General features: G+C 48.4%; 14 protein-coding genes. 7 read left to right on the top strand and 7 right to left on the bottom strand.

Annotated features, from left to right (window positions below; all coding sequences use genetic code 11):
- The first annotated feature begins 45 nt into the window (after positions 1–45).
- Positions 46–546 carry a hypothetical protein gene (locus tag ACWHX8_RS13915; protein WP_447968729.1) on the top strand — a complete coding sequence of 167 codons (501 nt, stop codon included), beginning with the start codon at positions 46–48 and terminating at the stop codon, positions 544–546.
- A gap of 214 nt (positions 547–760) precedes the next feature.
- On the top strand, positions 761–1,405 hold the full coding sequence (locus ACWHX8_RS13910) for a lysophospholipid acyltransferase family protein (protein WP_447968728.1): 645 nt from the start codon (positions 761–763) through the stop codon (positions 1,403–1,405).
- A gap of 9 nt (positions 1,406–1,414) precedes the next feature.
- Here the strand turns inward: ACWHX8_RS13910 and ACWHX8_RS13905 are convergent, their stop codons facing one another.
- From ACWHX8_RS13905 to ACWHX8_RS13890, 4 genes are all read right to left on the bottom strand, one after another.
- The gene (locus ACWHX8_RS13905) at positions 1,415–2,065 is read right to left on the bottom strand and encodes a uracil-DNA glycosylase (protein ID WP_447968727.1); all 651 of its coding nucleotides are present in this window, start codon (positions 2,063–2,065) and stop codon (positions 1,415–1,417) included.
- 39 nt (positions 2,066–2,104) lie between these two features.
- A complete protein-coding gene (locus ACWHX8_RS13900) occupies positions 2,105–3,508 on the bottom strand; it encodes an FAD-dependent oxidoreductase (RefSeq protein ID WP_447968726.1) in 1,404 nt (467 codons plus the stop codon).
- The gene (hpnD, locus tag ACWHX8_RS13895) at positions 3,505–4,386 is read right to left on the bottom strand and encodes a presqualene diphosphate synthase HpnD (RefSeq protein WP_447968725.1); all 882 of its coding nucleotides are present in this window, start codon (positions 4,384–4,386) and stop codon (positions 3,505–3,507) included. The genes ACWHX8_RS13900 and hpnD overlap by 4 nt, the downstream gene beginning before the upstream one ends.
- A 440-nt stretch (positions 4,387–4,826) precedes the next feature.
- A complete protein-coding gene (locus tag ACWHX8_RS13890; protein ID WP_447968724.1) occupies positions 4,827–5,381 on the bottom strand; it encodes a hypothetical protein in 555 nt (184 codons plus the stop codon).
- Between the two features lie 508 nt (positions 5,382–5,889).
- On the opposite strand from ACWHX8_RS13890, the gene ACWHX8_RS13885 reads away from it, so the two are divergent.
- Together ACWHX8_RS13885 and ACWHX8_RS13880 are read left to right on the top strand one after the other, a co-directional pair.
- A complete protein-coding gene (locus ACWHX8_RS13885; protein ID WP_447968723.1) occupies positions 5,890–6,303 on the top strand; it encodes a secondary thiamine-phosphate synthase enzyme YjbQ in 414 nt (137 codons plus the stop codon).
- Between the two features lie 440 nt (positions 6,304–6,743).
- On the top strand, positions 6,744–7,757 hold the full coding sequence (locus ACWHX8_RS13880) for a hypothetical protein (protein ID WP_447968722.1): 1,014 nt from the start codon (positions 6,744–6,746) through the stop codon (positions 7,755–7,757).
- An 87-nt stretch (positions 7,758–7,844) separates the two neighbouring features.
- Here the strand turns inward: ACWHX8_RS13880 and ACWHX8_RS13875 are convergent, their stop codons facing one another.
- The gene (locus ACWHX8_RS13875) at positions 7,845–8,717 is read right to left on the bottom strand and encodes a PHP domain-containing protein (RefSeq protein ID WP_447968721.1); all 873 of its coding nucleotides are present in this window, start codon (positions 8,715–8,717) and stop codon (positions 7,845–7,847) included.
- 16 nt (positions 8,718–8,733) lie between these two features.
- Complete coding sequence (locus ACWHX8_RS13870) at positions 8,734–9,675, bottom strand: dihydroneopterin aldolase (RefSeq protein WP_447968720.1); 942 nt, start codon at positions 9,673–9,675, stop codon at positions 8,734–8,736.
- Positions 9,676–9,720: 45 nt separating this feature from the next.
- On the opposite strand from ACWHX8_RS13870, the gene ACWHX8_RS13865 reads away from it, so the two are divergent.
- Positions 9,721–10,155, top strand: coding sequence for a hypothetical protein (locus tag ACWHX8_RS13865; protein WP_447968719.1), 435 nt, complete (start codon positions 9,721–9,723; stop codon positions 10,153–10,155).
- A gap of 118 nt (positions 10,156–10,273) precedes the next feature.
- On the opposite strand, the gene ACWHX8_RS13860 is transcribed toward ACWHX8_RS13865, so the two are convergent.
- On the bottom strand, positions 10,274–10,579 hold the full coding sequence (locus tag ACWHX8_RS13860) for a hypothetical protein (protein WP_447968718.1): 306 nt from the start codon (positions 10,577–10,579) through the stop codon (positions 10,274–10,276).
- Positions 10,580–10,842: 263 nt separating this feature from the next.
- Here ACWHX8_RS13860 and ACWHX8_RS13855 point away from each other — a divergent pair, with 263 nt between their 5' ends.
- Both ACWHX8_RS13855 and glyS read left to right on the top strand, forming a co-directional pair.
- The gene (locus ACWHX8_RS13855; RefSeq protein WP_447971917.1) at positions 10,843–11,778 is read left to right on the top strand and encodes a glycine--tRNA ligase subunit alpha; all 936 of its coding nucleotides are present in this window, start codon (positions 10,843–10,845) and stop codon (positions 11,776–11,778) included.
- Positions 11,775–14,027 carry a glycine--tRNA ligase subunit beta gene (glyS, locus tag ACWHX8_RS13850; RefSeq protein WP_447968717.1) on the top strand — a complete coding sequence of 751 codons (2,253 nt, stop codon included), beginning with the start codon at positions 11,775–11,777 and terminating at the stop codon, positions 14,025–14,027. Before ACWHX8_RS13855 ends, glyS begins: the two co-directional genes overlap by 4 nt.
- Positions 14,028–14,081 lie beyond the last annotated feature (54 nt).

Below are 14,081 nucleotides of genomic sequence, written 5' to 3'. Positions count from 1 at the left end.
AAGAGGCGCAAGTTTATCACCCAGAAGCTATAAGGTACGTAATTTATGCCGCTTGATGTCACAGATGGTGGAAAAGCTCTTCAATTAATAACCTCGCGGTATAATCAACGTGAGTGGAGAAAAAAAATCGAAAAGATGCTTTCGCTCCCACCGAGCGGGTTGGACGATGATGTCCAGCGCAAAGTTTTTCTGTACTTGAAGGTTGGTCTCCAAGCCTATAAATCACGTCGGGCTGATACGCCATCTTGGATCGTTGGTGGTTTTGCGACGAAAGAAGTTATCGATCGAGCTCTGTTTAATCCCACCGTCATTGACGACACAATATCCAAAGAGGATGTGAAACTGTTAGGTGTAGACCCAGGCGATGACGTCAATGACGTCTGGTGGGATGACATGCTTATCAGGTGGCATATCAATCCAGAAGACGAAGTATTCGAGGAAATGCCAGAAGACGATGCTGAGAATGCAGAGTCTAGCGAGTCCGGTGATGAGACAACGGCATCTGATGAAGCCGAAACATCGTCGTCTGTTTCTTCGGATACGTAGGCGAGAGTATTACATCCAGTTTTCTCCTTGCGTGTATTTTGCAAATTCTCAATATTCCAACCGTTCTTGAACTTCGTCATATTCTCTACGCGTAGGTGAGCTCCTTACTCCGGTTCAAAGAGTTTCAATGCTGTTCTAATAGAAGCATACAGACGCATTCGGTAACATTTCTTGTATCAGAATGCGGATATATTGCTCATAACCGTCACGGGTCATGGCACAACCCCTCACTCACATCAATCGCATCTGGCTGTCTTGGCTGAATCGACTCGTCTGTCGAGTTATGTTTCGAGTGACGAATGTGCAGCCATCTCCTCTCCCTGACCAGGGGCCTGTGTTGTTAGTCAGCGATCATTCTTCACTTGGAGATCCCCTGGTCTTGCTCGCATCCGCCGGACGGCATATTTCGTTTTTGATGGCGCAGGAAATCTATGCATCGCGATTCCAGTGGGCGTATGAAGCCATGGACACGATTCCTGTGCGTCGGGGCCGTCAAGACATCAATGCGGTTCGAGGCATGCTTCAGCGACTCCGTCACGATCAGGTCGTCGGTCTTTTTCCTGAAGGAGGTCTTGATAATTTCCGCGCGGAAGAAGGACGCCCAGGGATTGGATATCTCGCCTTAAAGACTGGAGCGCCGATTGTGCCAGTTTCGGTAGTCTGGGCGAATGAACGATCAGTGACGTCAATCGTTCGGACACTCTTGATACCCTGTCGAGCTATGGTTCGTTATGGCAAACCGTTGATCTTTCCTCAAGAGTCAAAACCAGATCGAGGCAAAATTGAGCAGGTCACCACACAGGTGATGGACGAAATTACACGGTTGCGAAAAGAAATTATAGCGAGCGATGATACGTGAAGGATATTGTTAAAATAAATCCATTTGTCGCGGTTGCGTGTCTGTTTCGACTTGGGAATCGCTGGTTGTTGATTGCTCGATGTCCGATGCGTTGGAGTGAGCTGGAGCACTTTTCATTTTGTCGAGAACTTGTTTGAGTTTTTGGAAATCTTCTTTCAGAGGAATTCGAAGGTTTCCTTGGTGGAGTGCAGCGGCAGGGTGGAGTAAGGGGAAGAGTGTAAAGTCTGGACATTGAAATGTGCGGCCACGAACTTTGGTAATACCAATTTTTTGGCCGAGAAGGGTTTGTGTGGCGAAGTTTCCGAGGCTGCAGACAAGCTGCGGATTGATCAATTGAATTTGCTGAAGAAGAAATGGTTGGCATGTTTCAATTTCGTCTGCTTGCGGATCGCGATTATTGGGAGGGCGACATTTGACGACATTCGCTATATAGATTTCTTGACGCGAAAGACCGACTGATTCAAGTAATTCGGTTAACAGTTTCCCTGCAGCACCCACGAATGGCTCACCCTGTTTATCTTCATAATACCCTGGACCTTCGCCAACAAACATGATGTCGGCATTGGGATTACCAATACCAAAAACCACTTGCGTGCGCCCTGATGATAACCGGCATTTTTGGCAATCTGTCAGAGAGGTTTTCAGTTCATCAAGCGTCATAGCACGTCCATCTTAGAGCTCGTGGAAAGGCTTGTCAATTCAGTGACGAGTGATCGAATCGAGTAGAGCTTGGGTGCAGAGATTGGCACTGAGGATACTGCTCTCACGGGATGCCGGGGAACCTGTGTCTGTCCACGGTCCTGCAAGAAACAGGTTTGCGAGTGGGCTTTTTTGAATGGGGCGAAAGACGGATGTGTCAGGATGGCAGGTCAAGATGGTACGCATGGTTCTGGTAATTCGAATTGATTTCGAGGGATGAAGGTGTTGATTGATTGGTGAAGGTAAGAGGCGAGAGAGTTCTGAAAGAATGTCATGATCAGTCGAGTCAGCGAGTGGCTGATTGCTCATTTTCACACATGATATCCGTGTGGACCGTGACGAAGGGTTAGACGTCTGATGCAATGGTTGGACGGAAATCCAGTTGTAGGTGTTAGGGGAAAGGAGTAGTCGGGGTTTGGTGAAGAACTCGGGAATTTCAAGCTGGACCATGAGCGAGGAGTGTTCATGTAATTGAGTGAGATTGGAAAAGTACGCATATTTCGTCAAGATACGATCAGACAGACAGGCAATGAGTCTGTGTCGTGGTAAGGCGGAAATATAATAATTGGCTGTGAGCTGTGTGCCATCGTTCAGTGTGACTCCTGAGAGACCAGATGCATCATAGTGGAAATATGAGATTGTAGAATGTTGATGAATGTGAACATGTTGCGCTGCGAGAGATTTGCGAAGTGGTGCGATCAATAGTGTTTCTTCGTCGAGTGAAGGAATGACCGTTCGGTTGTGCTGTCTCGTTGATAAAAAATATTGCACGAGTAACGTTTTGAAATACTGAGCCGAACAGTGATGTGTGTCGGAGCCAAGAATGAATTGACATAAGACATCCCAGATATTCTGGATGGTCTGTTCCGATTGTCCCAGTGTCGTAAGCCAGGCTTTTGCGCTTTGGCTCTCCAAGTCTTGTGGCAGCTCAAGGTCCCCTTCCCAATACTGTTCTAACTTTTTGATCAACGTCCAGCGTTCGGAAAAGGGCATGCCTTGAAAGCGTAGGAGGCCAATGAGCGTATGAAATGGCGCAGGGGTCCATGCAGGGTTGAAATGCACAGGTTGTTGTGCCGCGTCAGTCATAAATTCCAAGGTGACAGGTGGGGTCGACGTCAAAAGGGAAATGGTCTGTAGCTCTCGCAACAGAGCCCACGTGGCATCTTGAAATCCATGGATCACAAAAGGACCGTCGTGAGAAAACTGGGTCTGTTTTTCTGTGCTACCCGGAGAAGAAAGGTTTTTTTCTGAGCGTGTGTGAGGAGGGAGTGGTGATACAGGAGCGAGTAAAGGCTGGTCCTGGCCTTGGTCTACAATCGACACGTGAAAGCCATGTGAGGCCAGACGAAAAGCTGTGGTGAGGCCAGTAAGCCCAGCCCCCATAACAAGAATGTGAGGCTTCACGCTTGTTGTGTCGTGGTTCCAAAGAGGGAGGAGCGAAGCCAGATCCCCGCAGCAATGAGCAGTCGGTTGGATGAGGGGAGGCTGACTCGTGGTCCGAATACCTGATAGTTGTTCGCTTCAATTTTATCGAGAATTCGACTGTACACGCCCCGCATAATTTCAGCCACGATTAAGGCGCGACGGTCTGCAGGCGGGAGTGCTTGTAGTATCTGCTGAGCGTGCGAATAATACTCGCGCGCACGTCCACATTGAAATTTCATGAACTCGATAAACTCTGGTGTGTGCTGTCGAGCGAATAAATCTTGCTCGGAATACCCAAAGCGAGTGAAGTCTTCCTGGGGAAGATAGATGCGGTTGCTCTCGGCATCGCTTCCAACATCACGAAGGATATTCGTCAGTTGAAATGCAAGGCCAAGGTTCGTGGCATATTCAGTAGCTTCCGGTGCTCGTGTCCCGAATACTTTCAAGCAGATGAGTCCAACAACGGAAGCGACCCGGTAGCAATAGGGGTAGAGGTCTTCAAATGTCTGATATCGTTTGATGGTCAAGTCCATCTCAACGCCAGAAATCAGATCTTGGAAGTGCGCTTGAGGAATATCGACCGTTTGAAGGTGATGGGCTAAGCTAATGGTCACTGGAAACGTAGGCGTACCTTCGTAGGCGGCGGCCACTTCTTTGCGCCAACGTATGACTTGGTCAAGTGGATCGGTTCCTGGTGGCGGGTCGTCGACGGCATTGTCGACTTCGCGACAAAACGCATAGACCGTATACATCAGATCTCGGCGATCTGGCGGCAAAAACAAGAAGGAGTAATAAAAATTGCTCCCACTATTCTTTGAGACATCCTTACAGTAAGCTTGGGCATCTTGGGGAGACATGGTTCCCCTATTCAGAGTGAAGAAAAGGTAGAATGTCTAGGTTGGTGCAATAGTGAGGCAAGGGATGCTCCAACTGTGACTTGCAGAGATTCTCTTGATGTAGCCGTATGACGGACTTCTGTTGTTCACGTATACACATAGAATGCAGCTATACTACCACACTCATGCTTGTCATGAAAAATAACCTTGGGACCGGGTGTTTCTATATATAGGCGAAGCGAAATTTTCACGTTTCATGGGTAAATTCTCTCGCGACGCTTGCGAATGCGCACTTCCCTCGTTCAGGCGAAAGCATATCAGAGCGGATAGAGGAAGTGATCCGTGAATCGGTGGTCGCACGATGTTCTCTTTAGACAGGATAGTGTTTGAAGCACGTCAAGTGCGGCAGGGTGTTTGGCAAGAACCGGCTCATGTGAGGCATACTGTGACTATTGTGACGACTAGAGTTTTTTCTGAAGATGTTTTTCTAAAATCCAGCCGTGTTTCCCTGCTGATGTGCTGATGTAATACATCCATTCCCCATTCACGGTTTCACCATCAAGAATTGTGAAGGTGTCCCCCATCGAGACTGTCGTTTGGGGTTGTCTCCCTGCAGAGTCACTGGAGAGCGTGATTGGAGTGTGTTCTCCAGATGGACTTGGAAGCAATGTTACCGTATCACCTTCTCCAAATTTTGGAGTAGAGGGCTTTACTTGCTGAGAGGGTATCGGAGTCAATTCTGGTTTCTGAGGAGATGCCGTCAGGCTGTCGGTGGTCGCGGGCATTCCAGGGAGTTTCGCCAGGTCAGGCTTCATGGTCCAGTACAGGAATCCAACGGCAATCAATAAAATGAGAATCCAGAGGAGGGGACGGCGCGTTGGTGGTTTGTGCTGCTGTAACTCATCATCTTCTAAGCCTTCGTCAAACTCTAAATCCTGATCTGGTTCTTGTGCGAAGACCGTCGACCATTCTCCAGGTGAGTGAGCAAAGATTACTGCGTTAGCATATTCAGTCATAATTGGGATGCTCCAGTTAGAAAATGGTAACGAAGCGATATTGGGACGAAACCTTCATGGAACATGTGGTAAATGACGACCTGACTAAGGTTAACTACCAATTAGTTTCTACATACCATCACTTGGGTACCTTGTCAAACAAAAGGTGTCGTCGTGTTCCATTCGCACATGCATGGCATGCGTAGCTATCGTCGGAATCGATGCCCCTCTCGTCAAATAGAGCTGCTGAGGTCAGGCGATGTCGGTAAGAGCGAGAGTCATGTGCGAAGAAAGTTGTTCCGGTATGAGTGACGAAGGGGTTGCCTGTTTGACCTCATGAATCGTTGGTGTGGCGTCTATCAAGTTTTTTCGTGTGACTCAGAGTTTGTGTGGTGGAGTTGTCGATGGTCTGTTCCTCTCACGTATTCACACGAAGTATGAAGTGTGCGGCAAAGACAATCGTCTTGCATCTCATGATAACCTGAGGCAGAATGGTTCTAGCGCACATTGATTGGTGAGAGACAGAGAGATGAAGTCCTTCCGCGAAGAATTATGGTTTCAGACAGATGAGAGACGTGCGTACATCAATATCACTCCTCGCATCGAAAGTGCTGTGACGAAAAGCGGTATTCGCGAAGGATTGGTCTTAGTCAACGCCATGCATATTACCGCAAGTGTGTATATCAATGATGACGAACCTGGGCTACTCAAAGACTATGATGAGTTTTTGGAAAAGCTGGCACCCCAGGGCGCATCGTATCGTCATCATGCCACTGGCGAAGATAATGGCGATGCACATATCAAGCGACAACTGATGGGGAGGGAAGTGGTTGTGGCGATTACGAATGGGGCGTTAGACTTTGGTCCGTGGGAACAAATTTTCTACGCGGAATTCGATGGCCGACGAAAAAAACGTGTCCTAGTCAAAGTTGTTGGTGAGTAGGATACCTATAAACAAGACAAGTGTATGGTGTCAGATTATTTGAACAAAGTACTTGCTTCATGTGGTGACGAGACTTAGCTGTATCGTATCCTACGGCACCTATAATAAGAATAAAAGAAGGAGCTTCAAGCTTTTGAATAATAGTTTTTATATCAGAAGGTCTAACAACTACCCTGAACCGTGCCCTAGGGCACCTGTAATAAGAGTATGAGAAGGAGCCTTAATCTGTAGAGCAAAAGTTATCGTATCAGAAGGTCTAATGACTGCCCCGTACCGTGCCCTAGGGATACCTATAAACAAGGTAAGCGTATGGTGTCAGATTATTTGATCAAAGTATTTGTTTCATGCAGTCACGAGACTTAGCTATACCGTGCCCTAGGGGGCACCTGTATTAACCGTTTTTCTTTGTAACGTATTTGATGTTCATGTGGAGTTAATGTATGTCGAGTTGGTATCGGCCAGATCCCTTAACGCGAGACTTGATTCACCTGATCAATGCTCGCCGGCATGACCACGGGGATTCGGAGTTAGCAATTGAAGTCCTACAAGCGCTGTTGGAACAAGAGCGTGAGCATGATGTGTTGACCGTACTTGCCGCACTTGATGAAAGCATGGCGGAGTGGTTGTTCGATCTCTTGGCCGAAGCCTCTTGTGCGGTCTTAATTGAAGGCCATCCAGAGGATAAAGACACCTATGCGATTCTGGCAGCATTGGAATTGCCGCTTCAAGCGAATTTGCCAGCTCCATTAGGGTTAAAGCTTGATCCTATTGCCACGGCGGATCTGCTACGGAAACATCTTCACCTCTCACTTGGGTCGGTCGTCAATGTGGAGCCTCGGCTGTTAACGGATACGACGCTTGATTTTCTTAGTCTTCAGAAAATGCATGAACATATTACGGGAGTCGCCAGTTCTCAACGTCGGCTACCCATTGCTGCACGGTTGCATCCACCGGTCGAGTCGACAGCTTTTTTATTTTTTGAAATCGTCGGGGTGTCGGATACGGATTTACCCAAGGCCTTAGAAGAAGAAGACTGTCAGGGGTTAATCAAAGGGTTAGTTGCTCAATGTCCAGAGGTGGCCTCAGCTCCCCATATGTTGGAAGCTCCGTCGTATGCCGCCTATGCGATGTTTGATGCTCAAAATGCGGTTCGACTGCATCGGCTTGCCGATGAAACCGCGGCTGTCTGGCATGACTTGGAGGTGCCTGTGCGAAGTCGGACAATTGTCCATTTGCATACGCAATGCGGAAATGGGGTCTATATGCCGGTGTGGACCGACCTCTTTGATCCTGAGCTGCCAGAGGATCATGGGCCGATTTGGACATCTCCCGACGTGTGGGTGTTCACCGCGGACTTGCCGATTGAGTGGCCAGGGGAAATGTTAACCAACCGACTACTTGCCGAAGGGTGTGCGCGGTTCGAAAACCACATCGTCGAAGCACCGGAAAACTAATAAAGGAAAAAGTGAAAATGAAAAATTGTAGAATTACGATGCAATACGTGAGGGGAGAGTCTTTGCCTTCAATGAATATGTTGTCATTTACGCTTTATCCGTAGCCGTGCTCTTATTCCCTGTCGCACAGATCCGTAGTGCTTCTAAGGCCTGTTCCGGCACCTTCAAGTTTCCTCTCCCAATTCCTATTGCAATATCTGGCCTTGTTGATCCGTGAAAATCACTTCCTCCTGTTACCGCAAAGTTGAGTCGATTGGCAAGAGCAAGGTACTCAGATGTTTGCCGTGGAGTATGCGAACTGTAAAAGACCTCTAGACCTTGCAATCCAAACGTGTGTAATTCCTGACAGGCTGTTTCTAGTTCACTGAGTGAATGTCTGACCCAACTCGGGTGGGCGAGTGATGCTACGCCTCCGGCATCTCGAATCCAACGAATAGCTTCTTTGGCATCCGGCAATTGTCGCGCGACGTACGCCGTGGATCCTTCTTTCAAAAAACGAGAAAAGGCTTGCTCAATAGTCGGCACGTAGTGTTTTTTGACAAGGACTTGTGCCACATGTGGTCGGCCGATAGAGCCATGACCAGCTACCGCTTTGACGTCTTCATACGAAATGTCGACTCCCACGTTATGCAGCTTGTCGATAATCTTAGGTATGCGCTCGTGGCGGCTGTTACGTAAAAACGTCAAATGTTGTTGAAATTGAGCGTCTTCATGGTTCACGAAATATCCAAGGATATGCGTTTCTTTTCCTCGATACAGGGAACTCACCTCTACTCCAGGAATGACTTCAATGCCATGGGGAGAGGCGGCTTGTGACGCTTCGGCTATGCCGTCAGTCGTATCGTGATCGGTCAAGGAGAGGGCTGTGACGTGAGCCTGATGAGCTAGCTTGATGACATCTGTTGGGGAATAACTGCCATCTGAATAGGTGCTGTGAAGGTGAAGGTCGATACGTTTCATTGATGAAGGCAAATCCCTAATCCTTTTGTGCGACTAACCGTGCCGTGAAGACCGGGTCTTTCCCTTGTGGGCCTTTGTGTTCTCCTTCTTGATAGTGCAAGATTCGTAGGCCGTTGACGAGTGTCAATAACTCATTATGTTCAAGACAAAACTCTTTATTTCGAGGATGGTCGTGAACAATATGATTATCAATTAAAAATGTTTCGTATATCAAACGGCCTCCTGGTTTGAGTGCCTGGATGATTCGAGGAAATAAAGGACGATAGAGATAAAAAAAGACGAGAATGCCTTCATAGTCGTCCTTACCAAGGTCCGGTGGATTGTCTGGGTTGGTTTCCAGGTCGATCAGTTGTGTGGTGAACTGAAAATCCTTGGTGCCGGGCATGCCTGACATGAATTTTTGGGCATCAGCTAAGGCTGCTTCATCTCGGTCGATGCCAAGCACAGAAAATCCTCGTGAGGCAAGATGGCGTGCATGACGACCGGAACCAGTCGCAATGTCTAAAACTTTTCCTGGCGCCAGGTTCGTCGAATGTTCGAGAAAGAACGGGCTGAGTTCAGTGTGTCGGTTGGATGATGGGAGTGGGTCGTTGGCATGTGATCGAGATTGTGATAGTCGAACACCAACAGAGCCGTTAATATGATCTAATGGAGGGGAGGTTTTTCGCACCCACGCCTCCAGGTGTGTAATGGGAAATTCGTGGAACAGGGTTTGGCTGATGCGTTCAGTCAAGGCTTCAAGTAAGGAAAATCGAGATGTGGCAGCAATGTCTATCACTCGTCCTACGATTTTTCCATAGTCAACCGTATCTATTAAATCATCGGAAATGGCGGCTCTCCCATTGGCGCATTGGATTTCAAGGTCAACCGCAATGGGCTGTGGTTGACGTCGCTCCATGCTTGTGACGCCGCAATGAACTGAACATTGAATGCCTTCGATAATAATCGAATTTTCCATCACGGCATTTTCTGTGAGAGGTGCAGGGATGTCAAGGGAACGTCAATGATGAGACAGAAGCTCGTGATAGGGACCATGTTCGTTTTCCTCGTGGGGGTGGTCAGTGTTGCCATGTGGAGGTTCTCTCTCGGTTCCACTCCTACCATTCGAATTCGAGCAGAGGAGTTTCGATTTAGTCCTAAAAAGACTGAGGTCATCGCATTGCAAGAGGTCCGCTTCGTGATCAGCAATTATGGGGGTGAGCGTCATACGTTCTATGCTTCATTTCTTGATAATGACGCGGTTCATTTGGAGTGGGAGTCGCCCGACCTCTCACGTAGCCAAGGAACGCCCGTTCATCTTTCTCGTGGGCAATCGGTGAGTTTTCTCGCAACGTTTCCAGCTGGTATCTATCCGTTCCGTTGTGTCATTCAAGGACATCGTGGAATGGAAGGGGTCGTTGTGGTTCGCAGAGGCAGAGAAGGTGAAACAGCAAAATGAAGGGACTTTAGAAAAAACAATATGAAATGTGAGGCGAGACCGTTCTCAGTCTGAATAGAAAAGCGCCTTCTCGATACCATGCATCGGGAAGGCGCTTTCATTTTCATCCGTTACATGATCATCGTTGAGCAGGTGGAAGATAGTCCCCAGGATTGCTGTCCATGGCTTCTTGGACTTTTGCATTACGGTTGCATGTTGTTTCCGCCAGCATTCGTTGCCCAGGACTGACGTCACCAATGTTATCCAGGCAGGCTTGTAAACTTCCTGCTGGAGATCCTGGTGAGGCATTGTTGGTCGATTCAGTGTTTGCTGCTGAAGTGCCAGAGGCACTTGATCCGTTTCCGGTTTTGTATGGCTGTTGGCATCCACTGAGCAGGATGACAAGCCCCATAGCTCCTAGCAAGACATACAGTGAACTTTTCATAGCTAAGGCCCCTCCTAAAAAAAATGACAAAGCGCCGGTATAATAAATGAATACAGCGTGAAAAAACAAGCTGAACCTGAGTCGTGATCCTATTGTACCTTGCCATGTTGAGTCGAGTCTCTGGTAACTTTCCTTGACTACCAGAAGGTTTGTTGCTACCTTGCGCGGTACACAATGAAGCATCGTGAATGACGCTGATGCTCCTTAATGACTAGCGACCCAGATGAGAATCGTATCCTTTTCAGGAACGGTTGAAAGAAGTTGTGACCCTCCAGGATTTGATCCTCTCCCTTCATCAGTTTTGGTCTACACAGCACTGTATCCTCACTCAGCCCTATGATACTGAAAAAGGGGCCGGCACGTTTAATCCCTCGACGTTTCTACGTGCCCTTGGTCCTGAACCATGGCGTGCGGCCTATATCGAGCCTTGCCGTCGACCAACGGATGGGCGCTATGGTGATAATCCCAATCGGCTTCAGCACTATTACCAATATCAAGTTGTATTAAAACCTGCCCCGTCGGATGTTCAAAACCTCTACTTGAAAAGCCTTGCGCATCTTGGCATCAATCCCCGTGAACATGACATTCAGTTCATTCAGGATGACTGGGAGTCGCCAACTCTTGGCGCTTGGGGATTAGGGTGGGAGGTGAGATTGGATGGAATGGAAATCACCCAATTTACCTATTTTCAGGAGGTGGGCGGGCGAGAAGTCGATCCGGTGACCGTTGAGCTCACCTATGGATTAGAGCGAATCGCCATGTATGTGCAAGGGGTCGATCATGTCTTTGATCTACGGTGGGCGGATGGCGTGACCTATGGGCAACTCTATCGTGAGGCGGAAGTTCAAAATTCTACCTATAACTTTGACCTGGCGAATGTTGAGATGATTCGGCATACCTTCGATGCGAATGAACGAGAATGCCAACAGTTGCTCGAACATGATTTAGTGATTCCAGCGTATGATTACTGTATGAAAACGTCGCATTTGTTTAATCTTCTTGATGCGCGAGGGGTCATCAGCGTGGCGGAACGGACGGCATATATTACCCGGGTCCGAGGTTTGGCCCGGCGATGCGCAGAAGCCTATACAGCGCAACGTGAAGTCCTGGGCTTTCCACTCATACAACAAGACAATGCCCAAAAGGCTTCGAGCAAAACTCCTAAGACGCGTCGAGCGCGTACGGCCTCACGGTCATGAAACCATCACGTCAGAACATACGTCAGAACATACGTCAGAGCGCATCAAGAAAGGCTGGGAAACGTGCATCGTCATCTTCAGCCAAGACACGAATGCGGTCCTCGACTCGTCAGCAATCTCCGGCTTCATCCTTGTTGTTGGAACTTGGTACAGAAGAACTTCCTGCTTCGTTTATTGACCCTGCGTTGCAGCAACTTTCAACTCTTTTCGCAACGACCCTGAGTGAGCAGCGACTGAGCTATGAATCGATTCGCACCGTTGGAACGCCTCGTAGGCTTGTGGTGTTTGTCGATGGTCTCGTACCGAAACAGTCCGCCTTACAGCAGGAGGTCATGGGGCCCCCTCAATCTATTGCGTATGATGGGCAAGGAAACCCTACGAAAGCGGCCCAAGGATTTGCGAGTACTCAAGGCGTGTCTGTGACCGCGCTTCAAACACGAGAAACGGCAAAGGGCACATATGTATGTGCCGTGAAACACGAACCCGGTCGGACGACACCTGTGGTGCTGACGGAACATCTTCCCAAGGTCATTCAGCAACTGTCATTCAAAAAATCCATGAAATGGAACGACTCTCAGCTCCGCTTTGCTCGTCCGCTTCGATGGATTCTGGCATTGTATGGCACGCGGACGCTCCGCTTTGACATTGGTGGCGTATCTTCAGGGGCCGTGACCTTTGGACACCGATTTCTTGGCGCTCCACGTTCAAAAATTGGTGCACCTATCACGATGAAGAATCCGACAACATATGAAGCCACGATGAAACGGAGCGGTGTGATGGTTGATCCACAGGAACGACGAGCCTTGATTCAAGACGAAGTCCGTAGGTTAGCAAAGTCGGTGAAGGGTGCAGTGTATGCCGACCATCACATGGAGTTATTGGATCAGGCTGTGAATACGGTGGAATGGCCTCACGCCATTCTTGGAAGCTTTAACCCAAATTTTCTCGCATTGCCTCAAGAAGTCTTGATCACGGCAATGAAAGAACATCAAGGCTATTTCTCACTGATTGGAAAAAATGGCGTGCTGCTTCCAAAGTTTATTACGGTCACAAATATGAGATTGCCGAAAATGGACGTCATTCGCTTGGGCCATGAGCGAGTGCTCTCGGCTCGTTTGAATGATGCTCAATACTTTTTCCGTGAAGACCGAAAACAGTCATTAGCTGACCGAGTCGAACAATTGCAGGGTATCACCTTTCACCAAAAACTTGGCTCGATGTATCAAAAGGTGTGTCGGTTGCAAACTTTCGTTCCTCGAATTGCTGAATCTATTGGCGCACATGAGTTGAAAGATGTGTGTGAGCGGGCAGCCTATCTGGCGAAAGCCGATCTGACAACGGGCATGGTCGGAGAGTTTCCGACTTTGCAAGGGGTTATGGGGCGTGAATATGCCAAGTTTGATGGCGAGCGTGCTGAGGTTAGTGAGGCGCTGGGAGACGTGTACCTTCCTGGTTCGCCTGACGGTGAGCTCCCACACACAACTCCGGGAATCGTGTTGGGGCTCGGCGATCGACTTGATACCTGTACGGCGTTTTTTTTCGTCGGCATGATTCCGTCTGGTTCTGAGGACCCGCTGGCCTTGCGGCGGTTGGCCTACGGACTTGTTCGAATTATCGTTGAAAAAGGCCTGAGAGTGAATGTGATTCAACTCATTGCTGAGGCGGAGCAGACTCTCAAATCTCAGAATGTTGCGAAACCGGCATCGAATGATTCTGTCGTCACAAGTCTCGTAGAGTTTTTGATCGAGCGACTCAGATTTTTCACGAAAACCCGTTACGGGATTGCCGATGATCGTATGGATGCCGTGCTGGCTGTAAGACCATCAGGAGTGTGTGATTTCACGGATTTAGTGATCCGCATGCAAGCCCTTCATCAAATTGCGGCACGACCAGAGTTTGATCCATTGATCGGCGGGTATACACGCGTGAGTCGGATTCTTCAGAAAGAACAATGGCAAGACGATCGCATCAATCAGGCTTTATTTGAGCATGAGAGTGAACGGAGTTTGTTCGAAGCCCTTGAGACCGCTCGCACATCACTGGATACATATTTGGTTACGCACGATTATGCTGGTGCGATGACGACGTTGCTACAACTGAAGACTCCCATTGATGGATTTTTTGATGGGGTCATGGTGAATGCTCCCGATCAGGCTGTCCGTGCGAATCGTCTTTCATTGCTGGGGCGTGTGAATCAACTGTTTTTAACGTTGGCAGATTTTTCGCGAATTCAAGCATCGATGAATTAATATCATACGATCACCGGAGAAGAGTGAACAGGAATGGATGATGTGACATTCTCA

Source organism: Nitrospira sp. M1, assembly GCF_965152605.1.
The sequence above is the reverse complement of the archived record's forward strand: the minus strand, read 5'-3'. Positions and strand labels throughout refer to the sequence as shown.